Origin of the sequence: Qipengyuania aestuarii (genome assembly GCF_019711535.1) — a bacterium.
GTDB classification, from domain to species: domain Bacteria; phylum Pseudomonadota; class Alphaproteobacteria; order Sphingomonadales; family Sphingomonadaceae; genus Qipengyuania; species Qipengyuania aestuarii.
In genome coordinates this window covers 584,043-603,940 of sequence record NZ_JAIGNP010000003.1, presented here as the reverse complement: position 1 = coordinate 603,940, position 19,898 = coordinate 584,043, and the positions used below count along the sequence as shown (strand labels likewise).

Here is a 19,898-nt window from a genome sequence, read left to right as displayed (position 1 = left end):
CCCGTGGTTCCGCCGTTTTCGGGGGAATTATACCCCGTCCGTTTTTTTGCTCTGGACCATGCTCCATGTGCTCCATCCTGTAGGATTGCGTTATGAGCAACAATGCCCCCGAATCCGAAAGCGCCATTCCGGTCGCCGATCCCTTCTCGCTGTTCGAGATCTGGTACGGCGAAGCCAAGGCGAGCGAACCCAACGATGCCAATGCCATGGCTCTGGCAACGGCCACTGCGCAGGGCCGTCCGTCGGTGCGCATGGTGCTGCTGAAAGGGCACGGCTCACATTGGGGCGAGGGGGGCGGTTTCGTCTTCTACACCAATGCCGAAAGCCGCAAGGGCCAGGAAATCCTGAGCAATATGCACGCCTCGCTGCTGTTTCACTGGAAGAGCCTGCGCCGCCAGATCCGGATCGAAGGCACGCTGGAAGAAGTCGCCGCGGAGCAGGCGGACGACTATTTCCACTCGCGCCCGCACGCCTCGCAGATCGGCTCGGCTGCCAGCGACCAGTCGCGCCCCCTGCCGGACCGGCAGATCTATCTCGACCGGGTCGCCGCGCTGGAGGCCCGCTATCCCGAAGGCGATATCCCGCGGCCGGCGCACTGGACCGGGTTCCTGCTGACCCCGCACACGGTGGAGTTCTGGCGCGACCGCGAATTCCGCCTCCACGACCGGCGGCAGTTCACGCGTAGCGGGCCGGGAGAAGCGTGGTCCAACACGCTGCTCTATCCATGACGGAAACCACGGCCGACAATCGCGCGAAACTGGCGCGTTCTGCCGCGATCGCCTCGATCTCGGTGGCGCTCATCCTCGTCGCGCTGAAGAGCTGGGCGAGCTGGCGGACCGGTTCGACCGCCATGCTCGGCAGCCTTGCCGATTCGGCGCTCGATCTGATTGCCAGCATCGCCACGCTGACGGGTGTCTGGATCGCCTCCATGCCCGCCGATCAGGACCATCGGTTCGGGCATGGAAAGGCAGAGGCGCTGGCGGCGATCTTTCAGGTCATGCTGATCGCGGTTTCGGCTTTCGGTATCGCGGCGCGGGCGCTGAGCCAGCTGGCCGGCGGCACGCAGACTTCTGCTGCGGGAGAGGGCATCGCGGTGTCAGCCATCGCCATCGTGCTCACCTTCGCTCTGCTCGGCTGGCAGAAATACGTGATGAACCGGACGCGCAGCCTCGCGATCCAGACTGATCACCTGCATTACAAATCCGATCTGCTGCTTAACCTCGCGGTGATCGCGGCGCTGGTCCTCGACCAATATGCGGGCTTCGGCATGGCCGATCCGCTGTTCGGCCTCGCCATCGCCGCCTGGCTGGCGTGGGGCGCCTTCACTGCGGCGCGCGAAGCCGTGGACGATCTGATGGACCGCGAATGGCCGGAAGAAAAGCGGCTCGCCTTCGTGGAGGCGGCGGCGCTTCATCCCGAGCTTACCAATCTCCACGATCTGCGCACGCGGGCCAGCGGCAATCGCGATTTCGTCCAATTCCATGTCGATCTGCCCGGCACCATGACGGTGGAAGAAGCGCATGATATCATCGAGCGGGTGGAAAAGGACCTGTGCCAGCGCTTTCCGAACATGGAGCTGCTGATCCACATCGATCCCCAGGGCCATGTCGACGAGCCGGGCAATCCGCTGGTCGAGGAAGACGAGTTTGCAAAACTGGAGGGCGACAGCTGATGAAACTGCCTTACACCCATGTCGATGCCTTTGCTTCACGGCCCTTCACGGGCAATCAGGCAGCGGTGATGCCGCTCGACGAGTGGCTGGACGATGCGACGCTGCTTGCGATCGCGGAAGAGAACAACTTCGCCGAAACGGCTTTCCTGGTGAAGGACGATACCGGCGAGGCCGATTGGGAACTGCGCTGGTTCACCCCGACCGAAGAAGTTCGCCTGTGCGGCCACGCGACGCTTGCGAGCGGGCACGTGCTGCTTGGGCGCGATGGGGGCGAGGCCGTGAGCTTTCGCACGCGCCAGTCGGGGATTCTCGAAGTGCGCAAGCTTGGCGAGGGATACGAGCTCGCCTTGCCCGCGATCCGGACCGAGCAGGGCGAGTGGCCCGAGGCGGCCGCGCTACTCGGCGGCTCGCCCACCGAATGCTGGCGCAATCCGCATGGTTATGACCTGTTCCTTTACCCGGATGAGGACTCGATCCATGCGCTCGAGCCCGATCTGCGCGGGCTGGCGAAGCTGGGCAACAATCTCTTCGTCTGCACTGCTCCGGGACGCGATACCGACGTGGTGAGCCGCGTCTTCGTGCCGGGCGGCGGAGTGGACGAGGATCCGGTGACCGGTGCGGCCCACGCCACGCTTACACCCTTCTGGGCCGAGCGTCTCTCCCGCGAAAGCTTCACTGCCTATCAGGCAAGCCGCCGCGGCGGCCATGTCGGCTGCCGACTGGAAGGCGACCGCGCGATCCTTTCCGGCGAATGCGTCACCGTGGTGGAGGGCAGCTTCTACCTTCCCTCGGCGGGATAAAGCTCGACGATATCGGCCAGCTGCTGGAGCATCGCCTTGCGTTCGGCGGCATTCGAATGGCCGAGCCGCACGATGGTGAGCCCCTGTTCGGGCGACACGAAGACATACTGGCCCATGTGGCCGATCATGGAAAAGGCCGTCTCGGGCGCGCGGTCGGGAAACAGCGGGTGCTCCGCCTCGCCAGTCGGCCGGTTGAGCCAGGTCTGCAGGCCGTATTGCGGCGATTTCGGGCTGGGGGTCACCATCTGGCTCACCCAGCTGCGGGGGACCAGCTGCTCGCCGCGATAGGAGCCCTTGTTGCGCAGCAATTCGCCGAGCTTGGCCCAGTCGCGGGCACTTGCATGCATCAGGCTACCGCCGATCAGCGTGCCGGCGCGGTCGAACTCGGGGACGGCGGTAGACATGCCCAGCGGCTCGAACAGGCGGGCGTGGAGATAATCGGACACCGCCCGGCGGCGGGCTTCGGGCTGATCGCTATCGGTCAGGGCACGGGCCGCGATGTCGGCCAGGATGACGGTGGTGTTCGATGAATATTCGAACTTCTCGCCCGGCTCCGCTTCGGGCGGCTGGGCGGTGGCGTAATCCGCCATATCGTCCCGCCCGTCGAGGAAGAGCATGCGGACTTCGCTGCTCTCGTAGGGCGGATCGCCCGCTTCGGTATGCTCGAGCCCGCTGCGCATCTGGAGGAGATGCCGCAAAGTGATGTCGGCACGTGGATCGCCGCTGCGCTGCCAGCGCGGCACCGGGGCGGGCTGATCGAGCCGCAGCAGGCCATCGCCGACCAGCTGGCCGATCATCATGGCGGTCACGGTCTTGGCCATCGACCAGCTGACGAAGAGCGTGTCTTCGTCATATCCTTCTGCATAGCGTTCCGCCGCGCGCTTGCCATCGTGCATCACGATCAGGGCGCGGGTCTCGCCAAGGCCTTCCTGCGTGAAAAGATCGTCGATCTCGCGGGCGAGCGCTTTGGTGGGGGCGCCGGGCTCCTCCCCGACCGCAGCCAGTGCTGCCTCGCTCAGCGGCGGTTCTTCCTCGCCTCCGGACGAACCGCATGCCGCAAGGCTTGTGGCGAGGAGGGCAAGAGCGATAAGGGGCAGGGGCCGCGGGAACATGCCCGCTCCACTCGCATGAGGACTACACCCGCGCAATGGCGAAAAAACGCTCCCTTCTTTCCCGCTGGTGGTTCTGGCTCGTGCTGGTTCTCGCCGCCGCAGCCGGCGGTGCCTGGCTGGCCTATGGCGAGACGGCAACGCGCACGGGAGAAGTGGCCACGGCCTATGCTGCGCGGGTGGGTTGCTCCTGCCGCTTTGTGGCCGGGCGCAGTCTCGAGGATTGCGGGAAGGACAAGCTCGAAGGCATGGAACTTGTGTCGCTGAGCGAGAATGCGGCCGACCGCAGCGTGACGGCGAGCATTCCGGTCATCGCCGCGGATACGGCGCGCTATCGCGAAGGTTACGGCTGCGTTCTGGATGAATGGGAATATTGAGGCAGCTCGTCAGGAGCCGCTGACGGTCAGCCTTCGCAGCGCGTCGTGCTGTCGATCCAGCCGCCACCCACGACCCGCTCTCCGGCGTAGATGACCGCCGCCTGGCCGGGCGCGACGCCGAATTCGGGTGTTTCGAAGCGTATTGTCGCCGCTTCATCATTGCCCAGCGATCCCTCGAGCGTAATTGGCACTGGCTTGGCCAGGCTGCGGACCTTGGCCGTCAGCGGTACATCGGGCAGCGGGCCGATGCGATTGGTTTCGACAAGATGGGCGGCGGACACGGCAAGCATGCGCTTGGGGCCGACCTTTACCTGCGCCTCGGTAGCATCGATGCCGACAACGTAGAGCGGCTCCGGCTGGCCGCCGATTTCCAGCCCCCGGCGCTGGCCGACGGTATAATGGATCACGCCGCGATGCTCGCCCAGTTCTTCCCCGGTCCCGGCATGGACGATCGCGCCCGGACGCGCGCCTTCGGGGCGCATCTTCTTGACGATCTTTGCGTAATCGCCATCGGGCACGAAGCAGATGTCCTGGCTGTCGGGCTTGGCGGCATTGCGCAGGCCGGCGGCTTCGGCGAGCTCGCGCACTTCGCTCTTGGGCAGGCCGCCCAAGGGGAAGCGCAGATAGGCCAGCTGGTCGTCGGTCGTGGCATAAAGGAAATAGGACTGATCGCGCGCCGGATCGGTGGCTCGGTGGAGCTCCGCCCCGGCCGGCCCCATTACCCGCTGGACGTAATGACCGGTCGCCAGGCAGTCGGCGCCCAATTCGCGGGCCATGGCGAAGAGATCGGTGAATTTGGGCCCCATGTTGCAGCGTATGCAGGGCACCGGCGTGCGCCCGGCCAGATATTCGTCGGCAAAAGTTTCGACCACTTCTTCGCGGAAGGCGCTTTCGTGATCGGACACATAGTGAGCAATGCCCAGCCGTTCTGCCACGGCGCGCGCATCGGCGATATCATCACCCGCGCAGCAGGCGCCCTTGCGCCCGGTTGCCGCGCCGTAATCGTAGAGTTGTAAGGTAATGCCGATGACTTCCGCCCCGCTCTTTGCGGCGAGTGCGGCAACCACGGATGAATCGACGCCGCCCGACATCGCGACGACGATGCGGGCCTGCGATGCGGGCTTGCCAAGATCGAACAGCGCGGCGGCGCCGGCCGGGTCGAGAAAACGGGATTCGAGCATGCGCGGCCCCTTACACGGCCTTGGCCCCGGGCTCCAGTATTTCCCGGTTTGAGCCAAGAAACATGATTCACTTCCTCTTTACCATGTCTGATTATCACAGCCTCATGATCGAGGGGCAATTCACCAAGAAAAGCGAAGGGACGACCAAGAACAAGGACGTCCTGCACAAATTCCGTTGGACCGAACTTGTCGCAAAATTGTCCGCGACTCGCGACTTTCGCGAGGAAGTGGCGAGAAGGGAGCATGCCGGTTTCCAGTCTTTCGGCGAAGCGAGGAGGGAAACGGAGGGAGAAAGTAAACGGCCCGTTTACCATGATGGTTTAGCGCATGGAAAATCTGAACCGTTAGACGAGGACTCCGCCGCAGATGGTGCGGTGCATGGCGACCGAGAGAAATAGATGATCGAAAATCAGGACATCCGCCCTGCACAGGTGATCGGCCCGCTTGGCGAGCCGCTGACCCTTGAGGATTTGCCGTCCCCGTCCACGAAACGTTGGGTGGTGCGCCGCAAGGCCGAGGTGGTCGCTGCCGTGAATGGCGGCCTGCTCAGTATCGACGAAGTTCTCGAGCGCTACGGCTTGACGCTGGAGGAGTTTGCCTCCTGGCAGCGCGCAGTCGACCGGTCGGGAATGCAGGGGCTGAGGGTCACCCGGATTCAGCATTACCGCGATTTATACGAACGCCAGTTCAAGTATTGATCGCGCGTCCCGCCAAGAGGCGGGAACAAAAACCCTGTAAATCCGCTAAATTCGTGTCCCCCATGCAAAAAAGGGGAACCGCTGGCACTGCCACCCGTTCGGCTGGCATTGGGTCGGATGGGAAGTAAAGGAGGATTTGCAATGGGTTGGATTATCGCAATTATCGTCGGCGGCGTCGCTGGCTGGCTCGCAAGCATGGTCATGGCGCGCGACGCTTCGATGGGCATTTTCTGGAATATCATCGTCGGTATCATCGGCGCACTGATCGGTAACTTTCTCGCCGGAGCCTTGTTCGGCATCGAGGGCACCATTCAGACCTTCAACCTGACCGGTTTCATTATCGCGATCGTTGGTGCAATCGTTCTGCTTGGTATCGCCAACCTCATTCAGCGTGGTCGTGTGCGCTAAAAACCAGCAGGAAGTTTAAATCGAGAAGGGCGGTTCGGCATTGCTGAGCCGCCCTTTTTCGTGCTTTTCGAACATCGAAGACATTCGTCTGTTTCGCTAATGCCCCTGTCGAGTGTAAGATTGCTCCAGACAGGGCAAGCCCCTACGACAATTCGACAGCCTTGCGCTCTGTGATTTAGCAGAGTAATACACCAATCGATATGGGCTGCTGCCAGACGGGGCTATTTGATGACGTACGAAACGGAAATTCGCGCTGATGACGACGGTACCTTGCCGCCGGAGCGGATCGAGGTCGATAGCATAGATGCTGAGAAACGCCCGGGTCGGCGCCGCAAGCTGGCGATTGCCGCAGTCATCCTGGTGGCCGCCCTTGCTCTGGCCTGGTATTTTCTTGCCGGAGACGAAGAACAGGCCCCCTCCGAACCGCAATTGCCTGCGGTAACCGTCGTGGCGCCCGGGCGTACTACCGTCGAAGGCGAAATTTCCGCGACCGGAACGATCGCCGCTCGCCGGACCCTGCCGGTCGGCGTGGTCGGCGAAGGCGGGCGCGTGGTTTCGGTACCCGTCGATGCGGGCAGCTGGGTACGCCAGGGTCAGGTCCTCGCCGTGATCGACCGCTCGGTGCAAAACCAGCAGGCCCTCAGCGCCGCCGCGCAAGTCCAGGTCGCGCAGGCCGATGCCAATCTCGCACAGTCCAATCTCGACCGCGCCCTCCAGCTGGTCGAGCGAGGATTCGTTTCCAAGGCCGATGTGGACCGTCTGACGGCGACACGCGACGCCGCCGTCGCGCGCGTTCGCGTCGCCAAGGCGCAGGCGGGCGAATTGCAGGCACGCAATGCCCGCCTCAATATCGTCGCCCCCGCAGCCGGCCTCGTGCTTGAACGCAATGTCGAGCCCGGCCAGACGGTCGGTGCCGGATCGCAGGCCCTCTTCACCATCGCCCAGGGCGGCGAGATGGAAATGTTGGCCCAACTGGGCGAGACCGAACTTGCAAGCTTGCGCGCCGGCGCATCGGCCACGGTGTTCCCGGTCGGAACCGACGAGGGGTTCACCGGCCAGATCTGGCAGATCGCACCGACGATCGACGACAGCACGCGGCAGGGTACGGCGCGTATTGCCCTGTCCTATAGCCCGGAACTCAAGCCCGGCGGTTTCGCCAACGCGACGATCAATTCGGGTACCGTGGTGGCACCGGTCTTGCCGGAGAGCGCCTTGCTCGACGACGACGGGCAGACCTATGTCTATATCATCGACAGCGAGGACAAGGTCGTCCGCCGCAATGTCGAGACCGGCATCATAACCGATGGCGGTCTGTCCGTGACCGAAGGTTTGACGGGTAACGAGCGCGTGGTTCTTCGGGCGGGCGGCTTCCTGCGTGAAGGTCAGGAAGTCAAACCGATGCTGCAACGCCGGGCGGGCAAGTAGACCATGAACCTGCGCAACCTTTCCGCTTGGTCCATCAGGAACCCGGTAGTGCCGCTGGTCCTGTTCGCCGCGCTTACGCTTGCCGGCATCGTGGCATTCAACCGGATGCAGGTGCAGAACGATCCGGATATCGAATTTCCGGCAGTGATCGTTTCGATCGCTCAGCCCGGCGCGGCACCGACGGAAATCGATACGCAGATCACCGAAAAGGTGGAATCCGCGATTGCCTCGCTCGAAGGGCTGGAATCCATCCGCAGCACCGTGCGGGAAGGTAGCTCGAGCACCTTCATCACCTTCGAACTCGGCTATGACGTGAATGACCTCGTCAACGAGGTGAAGGCCAATATCGACCAGATACGGGGAGATTTGCCCGAAGGTATCATCGAGCCCCGGGTCTACAAGGTCCAGACGAGCAACAACAGTTTCGCGAACTATGCTGTCGTCTCGCAGGACATGACGATGGAGCAGCTGAGCTGGTTCGTCGACGACACGGTCTCGAAACGGCTTTTGGCAGTTCCCGGCATGGCCAGCGCGTCGCGAAGCGGCGGCGTCAATCGCGAGATCCGGGTCATTCTCGATCCCTCCAGGATGCAGTCGCTCGGTGTCACGGCATCCCAGGTCAACTCCGTCCTGCGGCAGAACAACCTCAACGCGGGCGGCGGCCAGGCTGAAATCGCTGGCGTTCGCCAGTCGGTCCGCGTGGTCGGCAATGCCGAAACGGCTTACGAACTGAGCCAGCGCCGCATTTCGCTTGGCGGAGGCCGGTCGATCAAGCTCGCCGATATCGCCGACGTCAGCGACGGCGAGAGCGAAATCAAGTCCATCTCCAAGGTCAATGGACGGCCTGTGGTGACCATCGATCTGTCCCGCGCCCGCGGCGAATCCGACGTTTCGGTCTATGACGAAGCGCAGATTGTGATGCGGGAAATCGAAGAGGAATATCCCGGCGTCGAATTCGTCGAACTCTTCAACATCGTCCAATATACCAAGGCGCAATACGAAAGCTCGATCGCGGCGCTTGTCGAAGGCGCGATCCTCGCGGTCGTCGTCGTATTCTTCTTCCTGCGCGACTGGCGCGCGACGTTCATCTCCGCCATCGCCATCCCGCTGTCCGCCATACCCACCTTCTTCTTCCTCGAATACATGGGGTACACGCTGAACCAGATGAGCCTGCTGGCGCTGGGGCTGGTGGCCGGAGTTCTGGTCGACGACGCGATCGTGGAGATCGAGAATATCGTCCGGCACATGCGGATGGGCAAGAACGCGTTTCAGGCATCGATCGATGCGGCCGACGAAATCGGCCTTGCTGTCGCTGCGACATCCTTTTCGATCATCGCGGTCTTTCTGCCCGTGGCGCTGCTCCCCGGGGTGGCGGGTCAGTTCTTCCAGAATTTCGGGGTAACCGTCGTCGTCTCGGTGCTGATGAGCCTTGCCGTCGCCCGAATGATTACGCCGCTCATGGCTGCGTATTTCCTCAAACCGCATGGCCATGCCGAGCACGCGAACGGCCCCTGGATCCAGCGTTATACACGGGTTCTTGAGTGGACGCTCGACCGCACGCGTGCGCAGGAACTGAAAAAGGCGCGGATCGAGCGCCGCGGCAAGCTCGGCTTCCTCGGCAAGCTCGGCGCTCATATGCGCGGAGATCACCGCGCCTGGGTCATGGGCGTGGGTTTCCTGTCCTTCATTCTGACCATTTTCCTTTTCGTGACGACTCCGACACAGTTCTTCCCCGATGCCGATTTCGACTTCGGCGAAGTGCGCATGGAAATGGTCCCCGGTACCACGCTGGAACAGACGGAAGAGCGTGCTGAACAGGCGCTCGCCATTATCGAGGACCAGCCCGAAGTCGAGAATGTGCTCCTGACCGTATCCGAAGGCAGCGCGAGCTTCTTCGTGACCTACAAGGCCGAGCGTGAGCGGACGAGCCAGGAAATCGAACGCGATGTGTCCGTCCTGTTCAACCAGGTCGCCGACGCGCGCATCAACTTCCGCGATCAGCAGGGCGGCGGTGGAGGCGGTTCAGGCCGCGCCATCAATGTGATGCTGTCGGGCAGCAATCCCGATCTTCTCGAACGGACCGCCGAAACGCTTGTCGAGCAGATGGGCGACGTCTCCGAGATCCAGGGCCCCAGGCTCGAAGCCGATCTGCAGCGCCCGGAACTGATCATCGAACCGCGTGCGGATTTGGCGGCTTCGCTGGGTGTGACTACCGCATCGCTCAGCCAGGCGATCCGCATCGCCACGATCGGCGAGATCGATCAGAATGCCGCACGGTTCTCGCTCTCGGATCGCCAGATTCCGATCAGGGTCATGCTGCCGGAAAATTCGCGCGACCGGATCTCGACCATCCGCAATCTTCCGGTACCGACCGCGAGCGGCGGCTCCGTTCCGCTCGAACGCATCGCCGACATTCGTTTTGGGGCTGGTCCGACGACCATCCAGCGCGAAGATCGCAAGCGCCGCGTCTATGTGAGCGCTGACCTTGCCCCCGGCGCAGAGGAAGGCGTGGCGAAAAAGCGGATCAACGAACTGCCGATCATGCAGGATCTGCCGATCGGTGTGTCGAATGCACCGAGCGGGCAGGATCGCTGGCTGCTGGAATTCGTGGCGAACTTCCAGATCGCTCTTCTGTCCGGCATTCTCCTGGTCTTCGCGGTCCTCGTATTGCTCTACCGGCGCCTGATGTCGCCGCTGGTCAACATGGGGTCGCTTCTACTCGCGCCTCTTGGCGGCATCATCGCCATCAAGATGGTTGGTCTCGCGCTCTCGCTGCCCGTTTTCATCGGCGTGCTGCTGTTATTCGGCATCGTCGCCAAGAACTCGATCCTGCTGGTCGATTTCGCGATCGAGGCGATGGAGCACGGGCAGCGCAAGTACGATGCGATCATGGAAGCGGGCCAGAAGCGTGCGCAGCCCATCGTGATGACGACGGTCGCCATGACTGCGGGCATGATCCCCACGGCGCTGTCGCTGTCGGCCGACGGCGCATGGCGCCAGCCCATGGGTGTGGCCGTGATCGGCGGGCTCATCCTGTCGACCTTCCTCACCCTGCTGATCGTTCCTGCAGGCTTCAGCCTGGCAGACGGGATCGAGAAGCGCGTGGGACCGGCGCTGCGAAACCGCTTCCTCTCCTATCGCCCGGGAATGGACACGGGGGAGATCCGCGGACGCAAAACCGGGATCGAACCGGCGGAATAAGCGTCGCCTGATATATGGCGGGCAGATTCTCGATTTCGATCAAACCGGCGGGCGGTGCGCCCATTCCCCCGGACCGCGCCCGCGTAATGCGCCGCACGGCAACCGGCATGCTGGTGCTGATGGCGGCGATCTTCATCGCGTCGGGCCGGTGGCTCGAGATACATCCTGCCTGGGGCTACGTTCACGCCTTCGCGGAAGCGGCGATGGTCGGCGGTCTCGCAGACTGGTTCGCGGTCACCGCGCTGTTCCGCCGTCCGCTCGGCCTGCCGATCCCGCACACCGCCATCATCCCGGAGAACAAGGACCGGATCGCCGATACGATGGCCGGGTTCCTGCGGGAAAATTTCCTGACGCCGCAAGTGGTGGCGCGGCGCATGGGGGCGATGAACCTGGCGGGCGCCGTCGGCAGCTATCTGGCAGACCCGGCCGCATCGCGGGATTCGCGCGTGCGGGCCGGGGCAGGAGAACTGATGGTCGAGGTGCTCGAATCGCTCGACCCCGATCGTCTGGGCACACAGGTTCGCGCCGGTCTTGCCGCGCAGCTTGAAAAGCTCGAAATCGCCCCGCTGCTGGGCTCCATGCTCGATGCGATGATCGAGAAGGGGCGGCACAGGGAACTGATCGACAAGATCATCCGCTGGGCCGGGCTGGTGCTCGAAGACAATGAGCAGATGGTGCGCGACATGGTGCACAACCGCGCCAATGCCGTGCTGCGCTTCACCGGCCTCGACGAGCGGCTGGCCAATTCGGTGATCGACGGCCTCTACAAGCTTCTCGCCGAAGTCCTGATCGATCCCGAGCATCCGCTGCGCAACAAGATCGAGGAAGGTCTGCAGGACTTCGCCCGCGATCTGCGCGAGGATCCGGAGATGCAGGCGAGGGTCGAGCGGATCAAGATCGAGCTGCTGAACAATCCGGCGGTCGGCGACTGGTGGCAATCGGTATGGGAGCGTCTGCGCGGCCGCCTGATCGCCAGCATCCGCGAGTCCGGCGGATCGGGTAGCGGCCATCTTGCCGAGACGATCGCGGAACTGGGCCGCGCGCTCCGCGACGACATCCGCCTCCAGCGCCAGATCAACCGCTTCGCCCGCCGCACCGCCGTCGGCGTCTCGACCCGCTACGGCGACCAGATCGTGCAGCTCGTGAGCGAGACCGTCCGCCGCTGGGATGCGACGACGCTGACCGACCGCGTGGAAAGTGCCGTGGGCCGCGATCTCCAGTTCATCCGCATCAACGGCACGCTGGTCGGCGGCCTTGTCGGGCTCACGCTCCACGCACTGTCGACGGTTCTCGGCTGAGAGGGCGCAGCTTGGCTCCGCTAGCTGGGCATGCTGTATCTAATTCGAGTGGTGTAATAGCTTTCGACTGCAACACCTTGGGCGGTCAGCGCGGGCTCGAAGTCGGCAATTTGCTGGAAAGCAGCGCAGGGATGGCGCCGCATGTCGAAGTCTTCCGCGACGGTCTGGTTGAGCAAGGTGCACGACTTTACCGTCCCGTCCTTGCGCACTGTAAGCCTCAAATGAAAATCGGCCTGTGCACCTTTCCAAAGCGCTCCGCTCGGATAGTAGTCTACGATTCTCTTAACGACGGCCGATAGATTCTTGGGCTGCGGCGGCGACTGGACGGTCTTCTGCTCCTCTAGGTTAAAGCCCCAATGCTCCACCAAATTGGCCATGCAGTTGTTCATGGCTTCGAGCACGCCCTGCATTCCGCCGAGTTCGAGGACAACTGTCGACCGGTTGCGCTGGCTCAGCGAGACCGTCTCGATTTTCGCGCCTCCTTCGGCATCAAGTGCTGGGAGCCCGCGCGGATGGGCCGCATAGTCGCGCTCTTCGCCTTCCGCCTCCTCTTCCGGCCGGTCCGAGGCAGCTACGGTTGTAAAACCGGAGATGGCGTTCCCCCAATCACCAAGAGTCGATTCCTGAAACTGGAATTCGCCCTCGTCTCCCCCGGGACCGAAGGTGGCCCGCGTATCGCGCCATGATTTGTATTTTTCGACTGGTGGACCCGCGATTGTCCAGTGCGCTGCGACGGAAGGATCCCATTGCTCGAGATAGAACAGCGTCTGCTGGTCGTCTTCGCCGAATACGCGCGCAATCCGGCACTTGTTTTCGCCCATGTCGAGCTGCCATGGACCCACGGGTTTCAGGACCTGCGCCTCGTCCTCGGCAGCGAAGGCCGGTTGGATCGCCGAACCTGCAAGACCCAGCGAAGTAATCGCGAACAAGAAACGCGAAATGCGCATAGAAAAACCCCCTTCTCAGCAAGTATGCCGCGAAGGGGGTGGCAATTCAATTCGTTTCGATGTCAGAGCTTTTCGGTCAGCTCCGGCACTGCCTTGAACAGATCGGCGACGAGGCCGATGTCCGCGACCTGGAAAATGGGCGCGTCTTCATCCTTGTTGATGGCGATGATGGTCTTGGAATCCTTCATGCCGGCCAGGTGCTGGATCGCTCCCGAGATGCCGATGGCGATGTAGACTTCCGGCGCCACAATCTTGCCGGTCTGGCCGACCTGGTAATCGTTGGGCACATAGCCTGCATCCACTGCGGCGCGCGATGCGCCGATGCCTGCGCCGAGCTTGTCGGCCAGCGGGGTAATGTATTCCTCGAAGGTCTCCGCATCCTTCAGCGCGCGTCCGCCCGAAACGATCACGCTGGCGCTGGTCAGTTCGGGACGATCGCTTTCCGCGATTTCCTGGCTGACGAAGCTGGAGATCCCGGCATCGGTAGGGCCGGAGATTTCCTCGATCTCGCCCGATCCGCCTTCTGCTTCAGCCTTGTCGAAAGCAGTGCCGCGCACTGTGATCACGAGCTTCTCGTCGCTCGATTCGACGGTGGCGATGGCGTTGCCGGCATAGATCGGACGGGTGAAGGTCTTGTCGCCTTCGACCGAAAGAATGTCCGAAATCTGCATCACGTCGAGCAGGGCGGCAACGCGCGGGGCGATGTTCTTGCCGGTGGTGGTGGCAGGCGCGACGAAGGCGTCGTGATGGCCCATCTGATCGGCGATCAGCGGCGCGACGTTTTCGGCCAGCGCATGTTCGTAAGCCGCATCGTCGGCGAGGTGGACCTTGCCCACTCCGGCGATCTTCGCAGCAGCTTCGGCAACGGCGCGGCAGCCCGATCCGGCGACCAGCAGGTGAACTTCACCCAGCTTGCCCGCCGCAGTGACCGCTGCCAGCGTTGCGTCCTTGATCTCGGCATTGTCGTGTTCGACCCATACGAGTGTCTTCATTTTCAAACCTCTAAGTCCGTTCGCCCTACAGCGACTGCCTGTCCGTCGCTTGAGAAGGGCCGTACTTTTCTTCATCCGAGCGCCCGAAAGAAGGACGGTGCTTCGACAAGCTCAGCACGAACGGATGATGGGTGAATTCCTTATACGATGCCCATCGCCTTGATCTTGGCGACCAGCGCATCGACGTCCTCGACCTTCTCGCCAGCCTGGCGAACCGGCGGTTCGGAGACATTGGTGGTCTTGAGGCGCGGCGCGGTGTCGACACCGTAATCGGCCGGGCTCTTGGTATCGAGCGGCTTCTTCTTCGCCTTCATGATGTTCGGCAGCGAAGCATAGCGCGGTTCGTTCAGGCGCAGGTCGGTGGTGACGATCGCGGGGAGCGTCAGCTTGACGGTTTCGAGCCCGCCATCGACTTCGCGCTTCACGGTGACACTGTCACCGGCCACTTCGACCGTGTTGGCGAAGGTGCCCTGCGGACGGCCCATCAGGGCGGCGAGCATCTGGCCGGTCTGGTTCGAATCGTCGTCGATCGCCTGCTTGCCCAGCATCACTAGGCCGGGCTCTTCCTCTTCGGCAATGGCCTTGAGGATCTTCGCGACGGCGAGCGGTTCGACTTCGTCATCGGTTTCGACGAGGATCGCCCGGTCGGCACCCATGGCCAGCGCGGTGCGCAGTGTTTCCTGCGCCTTTGCCGGGCCGATGGATACGGCCACGATTTCTTCGGCATTGCCCGCTTCCTTGATGCGGATCGCCTCTTCGACGGCGATTTCGTCGAAGGGGTTCATGCTCATCTTGACGTTGGCGAGGTCCACGCCCGAGCCATCGGCCTTCACGCGCGGTTTGACGTTGTAATCGATCACCCGCTTGACGGGGACGAGGATCTTCATGGGGGTACCTTCCTCTCGACTTGAAAACTGTTGGTCCCGCCTAGCTTGCGTTTACGTAAACGTCAAGCAAGGCGGGGCGAGTGCTTGCTTAGATAAGGCGGGGCGCCTGCGAGCGTTCCCGCGCCCTGCTGCAAAAGGAAAGGCGGGCCGCGTTTCCGCTGGCCCGCCTTCCGGTGTCTCTATCTCGAAAGAGGCGATCAGGCCGCTTTCTTGACCTCCGCGACGATCTTCTTCGCGGCATCGCCGAGATCGTCGGCGCTGACGATGGGCAGGCCGGAATTCTCGAGGATTTCCTTGCCGGCTTCGACATTGGTGCCTTCGAGACGAACCACGAGCGGGACCGACAGGTTCACGTCCTTCGCCGCCTGGACGATGCCGTTGGCGATTACGTCGCACTTCATGATGCCGCCGAAAATGTTGACGAGGATGCCCTCGACCGCCGGATCCTTGAGAATGATCTTGAACGCTGCCGTCACCTTCTCGGTGGTGGCGCCGCCGCCCACGTCGAGGAAGTTGGCAGGGAAGGCGCCGTTGAGCTTGATGATGTCCATGGTTGCCATGGCCAGGCCCGCGCCATTGACCATGCAGCCGATGTTGCCGTCGAGCTTGATGTAGGCGAGGTCGTATTCGCTGGCTTCGACTTCGGCCGGGTCTTCCTCGGTCTCGTCGCGCATCTCTTCCACGTCCTTGTGGCGATAGAGCGCATTGCCGTCGAAGCTCATCTTGGTGTCGAGCACGGACAGATTGCCGTCCTTGTCTTCGACCAGCGGATTGATCTCGAGCATTTCCATGTCGAGTTCCATGAAGGCGGTGTAAAGCTGCTTGGCCAGCTTCTGGCACTGCTTGTTGGTATCGCCTTCCAGCTTGAGCGCGAAGGCCACCGCGCGGCCGTGGTGCGGCATGAAGCCCTGCGCCGGGTCGATCGTGATGGTGGCGATCTTCTCGGGCGTTTCGTGGGCCACGTCCTCGATATCCATGCCGCCTTCGGTCGAAGCGATCATCGCCACTTCGCCGCTGGCGCGGTCGACGAGCATCGAGAGATAATATTCATGCGCGATGTCGACGCCGTCGGTCACATAGAGGCGGTTGACCTGCTTGCCGTCATCGCCGGTCTGGATGGTGACCAGCGTGTTGCCGAGCATTTCCTTGGCATTGGCTTCGACTTCCTCGACGCTCTTCGACAGGCGCACGCCGCCCTTGCCGTCGGGGCCGAGTTCCTTGAACTTGCCCTTGCCGCGGCCGCCGGCGTGGATCTGCGCCTTCACGACATAAAGCGGCCCGGGGAGCTTTTTCGCGCCTTCGACTGCTTCTTCGACGGTGAGCGCTGCGTGACCTGCGGGAACGGCGATGCCGTATTTCGCGAGGAGTTCCTTGGCCTGATATTCGTGAATGTTCATGTCGATCGCTGATCCTTCGCGCGTGTTAGCGCTATTCGGGGTGGGAATTGCGCTTCGCGCATAAGCATGTCTGGGCGCGCTTGAAAAGAGCGGGTTTCGGGTGCAGGGGCGGCGGCGTCCCATGATTGACAGCAAACGCCTCGAATCCATCGTCGCCCAGGCCGGCAAGATCGCGCTCGGCCTGTGGCCCGGCGCGGGCGCCGAATTACAGGCGTGGGAGAAATCGCCAGGCAACCCGGTGTGCGATGCGGATCTGGTCGTCGATGCCTTTCTCAAACGCGAACTGGGCGCGCTGCTTCCCTCGGCCGGATGGCTTTCGGAAGAGACGGTGGACGATCCCAAGCGACTCGAGCGCGATCTGATCTGGCTGGTCGATCCGGTCGACGGGACGCGCGATTTCATCCGCGGGCGCGATGGCTGGGCGGTCAGCGTCGCGCTGATCAGCGGTGGGCGGCCGCTGCTGGGCACGCTGTGCGCCCCGGCGCGGGGCGAGATGTGGCAGGCGGTGGCGGGGCGCGGGGCCACGCTCAACGGCCAGGCTCTCAAGGCTTCCACCCGCACCGAGTTCGAGGGCGCGCGCGTGCCTGCCAACGATCTGATGAAGCAGGACCGGATGCTGGAGAAGGTCGACCAGCCCAATTCCATCGCGCTGCGAATCGCCATGGTGGCCGATGACCGCGCCGATCTGGTCGCCACGCTGCGCTGGGGCTTCGAATGGGACATCGCCGCGGCAGGCCTGATCGCGCGCGAGGCGGGTGCGGCCGTTTCGGACAGTTTCGGCCGGAAACTGGACTATAACAAGCGCGATCCCCGGGCGTTCGGCGTGGTTGCCTGCGCTCCCGGCATCCATGCGGCAACGATCGAGCACCTTTCCGATCGCGCCAACAAGGTCGCCTACCAGTAATTGCCACGGCATGAAAAAGGGGCCGGGCTAAGCCCGACCCCCCTGATGACTGTCACGTCAGTCCGCGATGCGGCGCTTACTGATTGGCGCGCGCTGCGTTCACATCGTCCTGATCGAACGGAATGATCTTGATTTCGACGCGGCGGTTCAGCGGCTCGGCCACATTGTCGCCGGTCTGCACGGCCAGGCGCGTTTCGCCGAAGCCCATCCAGCGGATGCGCGAGGAGCTCACGCCGCGGCTGGTGAGATAGTTGGACACGGCCTGCGCGCGCTGATTCGAGAGGCGCTGGTTCGAATCGCTCGAACCGACGGTGTCGGTGTAACCGTAAACGTCGACCAGGCTGTTGGGATACTGGACGAGGTTGGCGGCGACATTGTCGAGCGTCTGGCGGAAGGTCTGGTTGATCGTGTAGCTGCCGGTGGCGAAGGTCACGCCGTTGGGCAGGTTGACGAGGATGGCTTCACCGCCGTCGGTTTCCGAGACATCGACGCCCGAACCGGCCGTCTGCTCTTTCAGTTCCTTGATCTGCTGGTCCATGCGGTAACCGACATAGCCGCCGCCTGCCGCACCGGCCGCTGCGCCGATGATGCGTCCGGTCTTGCCGCCGATCACGCCGCCGAGCAGGCCGCCGGCAACCGCGCCGCCGACACCGCCTAGGACGGTGCGCGAGATCTTCTGTTCACCCGTGTTGGGGTCGGTCACACAGGCCGAGGTGCCGAGCAGGGCGACCGAGGAAAGGCCGGCGAGGAAAAAGCGTGATGTCTTCATAATATCTGTTCCCTTTTTGCGAGACGGGGTTTCCCAGCCCTTCGACCGTCCACGCCCGCGTTAGATGGGACGCGCCCACCTGCGTCTCTAGAAGCACCCAACCACTCAAATCGGCGCCTGTTCCCCCGAAGCACTGGCGCCGCGCCGCTTTTATGCTAGCGAGGGCGCGTGACACCCTTTCCCTGGACAGATATGCTCGTCATCGCCGGCCTCATCCTGCTCAACGGCGTTTTCGCCATGAGCGAACTGGCCATCGTTTCCGCACGCACGGGGCGGCTGCGGACCGCCGCGCAGAAAGGCAGCGCGGGTGCGAAGACCGCCATCGAGCTGGCCGCCGATCCGGGCAAGTTTCTCTCCACCGTGCAGATCGGCATCACCTTGGTCGGGATCATCGCCGGTGCCTATTCGGGCGCCAGCCTCGGCGGGCCGACGGGCGAGCGGCTGACCGCGCTCGGCCTTCCCGCGGACTGGGCGGACGAGGCCGGCTTTGCGCTGGTCATCGCGCTCACCACCTATTTCAGCCTGGTCGTCGGCGAGCTGGTGCCCAAGCAGGTGGCGCTGCGGGCGGCGGTGCCCATCGCGATCGCCATGGCGCTGCCGATGGCCATTCTCGCCAAGATCGCCGCGCCGGTGGTGTGGCTGCTCGATGCGTCTTCGGGCGCGCTGATTCGCCTGCTGGGCGTGAAGCCCGGCGGCCAGAGCTCGGTTACGGCGGAAGAATTGCAGATGCTCTTCGCCGAAGCCACGCGCAGCGGCGTGATCGAAACCGAACAGCACCAGATGCTCGCCGGGGTGGTACGGCTGGCCCAGCGCCCCGTGCGAGAAGTGATGACGCCGCGCACCGATCTCGACTGGATCGACGTGAATGCCGATGAAGAAGCGGTGCGGCAGCTGCTCGAAGACAGCCCGCATTCGGTCTGGCCCGTGGCCGACGGCACGCCCGACAAGGTCATGGGTCTCGTGCGCGTGCGCGAAGTGCTCGGCGCACTGCTGGCGGGCGAGGGGCTGCGGCTGGAGGCGCTGATGCGCAAGGCCGAGGTGGTCCCTGACCAGCTCGATGCGGTCGACGCGCTGCGCGTGCTGCAGCAGGCCGATGTCGCCATGGCGATGGTGCATGACGAATACGGCCATCTCGACGGGATCGTTACCCCGGTCGACCTGCTCACCGCGCTGGTGGGCGATTTCGCCAGCGACCAGGACCCCGACGACACGCCCGGCATCGTGGAGCGCGAGGATGGCACGCTGCTGGTGGCAGGCTCGCTCTCCGCCGATGCGCTCGCCGACCGGCTGGGGCTGGACTATGGCGACGACCGCGAATTCGCGACCGTGGCGGGCTATTGCCTCGCCGTGATGAAGAAGCTGCCGTCCGAAGGCGAATGGTTCGAGGAACAGGGCTGGCGCTTCGAAGTGGTCGATCTCGACGAACGCCGCATCGACAAGGTGCTGGTGAGCGAGATCGACGGCAAGCCCGAAGCGGACGAAGTCGCCGGGGATTAGGGTTTTTTGTTTTAGTTTTTGTTTCGCGAAGCCGCCTCCGCGGCTTCGTCCTCGCTATGCGTGCAGCAAGCTGCACCCGCTGCGGGCGGGCGCTTGCCCTTGCGGTTCGCTGGTCGCGAACCGGATCATCAGCGCGAAATGGAAGGTCCTGTTCCTGGTCGCGGCAGCCAAAGCGCGACCGCGCGCCGCCGCTTATGCGGCGAAGCCAAGCAACGCGGATGCGTTGCGCCCGGCGTTTGAGGGCGAAAACAAAAAACTGCGAAGCCACGACGGTTGCTGATCAAGCGCCTGCAATTTCGCGCTCAAATCTGCCGTAAGAGGCCGCCGGTGCCCGGC

19 protein-coding genes are annotated in these 19,898 nt (G+C 63.4%); 12 read left to right on the top strand and 7 right to left on the bottom strand.

The annotated features are described in order from the left end of the window. Positions 1-92: 92 nt before the first annotated feature. Genes pdxH through K3175_RS12695 form a run of 3 tightly spaced genes read left to right on the top strand, consistent with a single transcriptional unit; the run spans position 93 to position 2,472 of the window. Entirely contained in the window at positions 93-728 is a 636-nt protein-coding gene (pdxH, locus tag K3175_RS12705; protein WP_221543740.1) for a pyridoxamine 5'-phosphate oxidase, read from the top strand. Further along, on the top strand, positions 725-1,672 hold the full coding sequence (locus K3175_RS12700; protein WP_221543739.1) for a cation diffusion facilitator family transporter: 948 nt from the start codon (positions 725-727) through the stop codon (positions 1,670-1,672). The genes pdxH and K3175_RS12700 overlap by 4 nt, the downstream gene beginning before the upstream one ends. Continuing rightward, positions 1,672-2,472 carry a PhzF family phenazine biosynthesis protein gene (locus tag K3175_RS12695; RefSeq protein WP_221543738.1) on the top strand — a complete coding sequence of 267 codons (801 nt, stop codon included), beginning with the start codon at positions 1,672-1,674 and terminating at the stop codon, positions 2,470-2,472. Before K3175_RS12700 ends, K3175_RS12695 begins: the two co-directional genes overlap by 1 nt. On the opposite strand, the gene K3175_RS12690 is transcribed toward K3175_RS12695, so the two are convergent. Continuing rightward, positions 2,451-3,584: a serine hydrolase domain-containing protein gene (locus K3175_RS12690; protein ID WP_221543737.1), complete on the bottom strand. Its 1,134-nt coding sequence runs from the start codon at positions 3,582-3,584 to the stop codon at positions 2,451-2,453. The two genes, K3175_RS12695 and K3175_RS12690, sit on opposite strands and share 22 nt — an antisense overlap. 35 nt (positions 3,585-3,619) lie before the next feature. On the opposite strand from K3175_RS12690, the gene K3175_RS12685 reads away from it, so the two are divergent. Then, complete coding sequence (locus K3175_RS12685; RefSeq protein WP_221543736.1) at positions 3,620-3,958, top strand: hypothetical protein; 339 nt, start codon at positions 3,620-3,622, stop codon at positions 3,956-3,958. A gap of 26 nt (positions 3,959-3,984) precedes the next feature. Here K3175_RS12685 and mnmA read toward each other — a convergent pair whose 3' ends face one another. Next, positions 3,985-5,139 (bottom strand): tRNA 2-thiouridine(34) synthase MnmA, encoded by a 1,155-nt coding sequence (gene mnmA / locus K3175_RS12680; RefSeq protein WP_221543735.1) that lies wholly within the window; start codon positions 5,137-5,139, stop codon positions 3,985-3,987. Positions 5,140-5,222: 83 nt separating this feature from the next. Between mnmA and K3175_RS12675 the strand changes: the two genes are divergently transcribed. From K3175_RS12675 to K3175_RS12650, 6 genes are all read left to right on the top strand, one after another. After that, positions 5,223-5,537 (top strand): hypothetical protein, encoded by a 315-nt coding sequence (locus K3175_RS12675; RefSeq protein WP_221543734.1) that lies wholly within the window; start codon positions 5,223-5,225, stop codon positions 5,535-5,537. Beyond that, the gene (sciP, locus tag K3175_RS12670) at positions 5,538-5,837 is read left to right on the top strand and encodes a CtrA inhibitor SciP (RefSeq protein WP_221543733.1); all 300 of its coding nucleotides are present in this window, start codon (positions 5,538-5,540) and stop codon (positions 5,835-5,837) included. Positions 5,838-5,978: 141 nt separating this feature from the next. Then, a complete protein-coding gene (locus K3175_RS12665) occupies positions 5,979-6,245 on the top strand; it encodes a GlsB/YeaQ/YmgE family stress response membrane protein (RefSeq protein ID WP_221543732.1) in 267 nt (88 codons plus the stop codon). Positions 6,246-6,473: 228 nt separating this feature from the next. Continuing rightward, positions 6,474-7,670, top strand: coding sequence for an efflux RND transporter periplasmic adaptor subunit (locus tag K3175_RS12660; protein WP_221543731.1), 1,197 nt, complete (start codon positions 6,474-6,476; stop codon positions 7,668-7,670). Positions 7,671-7,673: 3 nt separating this feature from the next. Then, on the top strand, positions 7,674-10,871 hold the full coding sequence (locus K3175_RS12655) for an efflux RND transporter permease subunit (protein ID WP_221543730.1): 3,198 nt from the start codon (positions 7,674-7,676) through the stop codon (positions 10,869-10,871). Between the two features lie 86 nt (positions 10,872-10,957). Then, a complete protein-coding gene (locus tag K3175_RS12650; protein WP_221544143.1) occupies positions 10,958-12,169 on the top strand; it encodes a DUF445 domain-containing protein in 1,212 nt (403 codons plus the stop codon). A gap of 20 nt (positions 12,170-12,189) precedes the next feature. Here the strand turns inward: K3175_RS12650 and K3175_RS12645 are convergent, their stop codons facing one another. The 4 genes from K3175_RS12645 to sucC form a co-directional block, all read right to left on the bottom strand. Further along, positions 12,190-13,116, bottom strand: coding sequence for an energy transducer TonB (locus K3175_RS12645; protein ID WP_221543729.1), 927 nt, complete (start codon positions 13,114-13,116; stop codon positions 12,190-12,192). Positions 13,117-13,178: 62 nt separating this feature from the next. Further along, positions 13,179-14,108, bottom strand: a complete 930-nt coding sequence (locus tag K3175_RS12640; RefSeq protein WP_221543728.1) for an electron transfer flavoprotein subunit alpha/FixB family protein — start codon at positions 14,106-14,108, stop codon at positions 13,179-13,181. A gap of 140 nt (positions 14,109-14,248) precedes the next feature. Then, on the bottom strand, positions 14,249-14,995 hold the full coding sequence (locus tag K3175_RS12635; RefSeq protein WP_221543727.1) for an electron transfer flavoprotein subunit beta/FixA family protein: 747 nt from the start codon (positions 14,993-14,995) through the stop codon (positions 14,249-14,251). Between the two features lie 197 nt (positions 14,996-15,192). Next, complete coding sequence (sucC, locus tag K3175_RS12630; RefSeq protein ID WP_221543726.1) at positions 15,193-16,392, bottom strand: ADP-forming succinate--CoA ligase subunit beta; 1,200 nt, start codon at positions 16,390-16,392, stop codon at positions 15,193-15,195. A gap of 121 nt (positions 16,393-16,513) precedes the next feature. Here sucC and K3175_RS12625 point away from each other — a divergent pair, with 121 nt between their 5' ends. Continuing rightward, entirely contained in the window at positions 16,514-17,296 is a 783-nt protein-coding gene (locus K3175_RS12625) for a 3'(2'),5'-bisphosphate nucleotidase CysQ (RefSeq protein ID WP_221543725.1), read from the top strand. A gap of 76 nt (positions 17,297-17,372) precedes the next feature. On the opposite strand, the gene K3175_RS12620 is transcribed toward K3175_RS12625, so the two are convergent. Continuing rightward, positions 17,373-18,065 carry a YiaD family glycine zipper/OmpA-like lipoprotein gene (locus K3175_RS12620; RefSeq protein ID WP_221543724.1) on the bottom strand — a complete coding sequence of 231 codons (693 nt, stop codon included), beginning with the start codon at positions 18,063-18,065 and terminating at the stop codon, positions 17,373-17,375. A 168-nt stretch (positions 18,066-18,233) separates the two neighbouring features. Between K3175_RS12620 and K3175_RS12615 the strand changes: the two genes are divergently transcribed. Further along, positions 18,234-19,562: a hemolysin family protein gene (locus K3175_RS12615; protein WP_221543723.1), complete on the top strand. Its 1,329-nt coding sequence runs from the start codon at positions 18,234-18,236 to the stop codon at positions 19,560-19,562. Positions 19,563-19,898: the final 336 nt, after the last annotated feature.

Excerpts from the sequence above, each read along its gene's own strand:
- K3175_RS12650 (WP_221544143.1), top strand. The coding sequence starts at position 10,958 with ATGCGCCGCACGGCAACCGGCATGCTGGTGCTGATGGCGGCGATCTTC.
- pdxH (WP_221543740.1), top strand. The coding sequence starts at position 93 with ATGAGCAACAATGCCCCCGAATCCGAAAGCGCCATTCCGGTCGCCGAT.
- sucC (WP_221543726.1), bottom strand. The coding sequence starts at position 16,392 with ATGAACATTCACGAATATCAGGCCAAGGAACTCCTCGCGAAATACGGC.
- K3175_RS12660 (WP_221543731.1), top strand. The coding sequence starts at position 6,474 with ATGACGTACGAAACGGAAATTCGCGCTGATGACGACGGTACCTTGCCG.
- K3175_RS12620 (WP_221543724.1), bottom strand. The coding sequence starts at position 18,065 with ATGAAGACATCACGCTTTTTCCTCGCCGGCCTTTCCTCGGTCGCCCTG.
- K3175_RS12655 (WP_221543730.1), top strand. The coding sequence starts at position 7,674 with ATGAACCTGCGCAACCTTTCCGCTTGGTCCATCAGGAACCCGGTAGTG.
- K3175_RS12645 (WP_221543729.1), bottom strand. The coding sequence starts at position 13,116 with ATGCGCATTTCGCGTTTCTTGTTCGCGATTACTTCGCTGGGTCTTGCA.
- K3175_RS12685 (WP_221543736.1), top strand. The coding sequence starts at position 3,620 with ATGGCGAAAAAACGCTCCCTTCTTTCCCGCTGGTGGTTCTGGCTCGTG.
- K3175_RS12635 (WP_221543727.1), bottom strand. The coding sequence starts at position 14,995 with ATGAAGATCCTCGTCCCCGTCAAGCGGGTGATCGATTACAACGTCAAA.
- K3175_RS12640 (WP_221543728.1), bottom strand. The coding sequence starts at position 14,108 with ATGAAGACACTCGTATGGGTCGAACACGACAATGCCGAGATCAAGGAC.
- mnmA (WP_221543735.1), bottom strand. The coding sequence starts at position 5,139 with ATGCTCGAATCCCGTTTTCTCGACCCGGCCGGCGCCGCCGCGCTGTTC.
- K3175_RS12675 (WP_221543734.1), top strand. The coding sequence starts at position 5,223 with ATGTCTGATTATCACAGCCTCATGATCGAGGGGCAATTCACCAAGAAA.
- K3175_RS12700 (WP_221543739.1), top strand. The coding sequence starts at position 725 with ATGACGGAAACCACGGCCGACAATCGCGCGAAACTGGCGCGTTCTGCC.
- K3175_RS12625 (WP_221543725.1), top strand. The coding sequence starts at position 16,514 with ATGATTGACAGCAAACGCCTCGAATCCATCGTCGCCCAGGCCGGCAAG.
- K3175_RS12695 (WP_221543738.1), top strand. The coding sequence starts at position 1,672 with ATGAAACTGCCTTACACCCATGTCGATGCCTTTGCTTCACGGCCCTTC.
- K3175_RS12665 (WP_221543732.1), top strand. The coding sequence starts at position 5,979 with ATGGGTTGGATTATCGCAATTATCGTCGGCGGCGTCGCTGGCTGGCTC.
- sciP (WP_221543733.1), top strand. The coding sequence starts at position 5,538 with ATGATCGAAAATCAGGACATCCGCCCTGCACAGGTGATCGGCCCGCTT.
- K3175_RS12690 (WP_221543737.1), bottom strand. The coding sequence starts at position 3,584 with ATGTTCCCGCGGCCCCTGCCCCTTATCGCTCTTGCCCTCCTCGCCACA.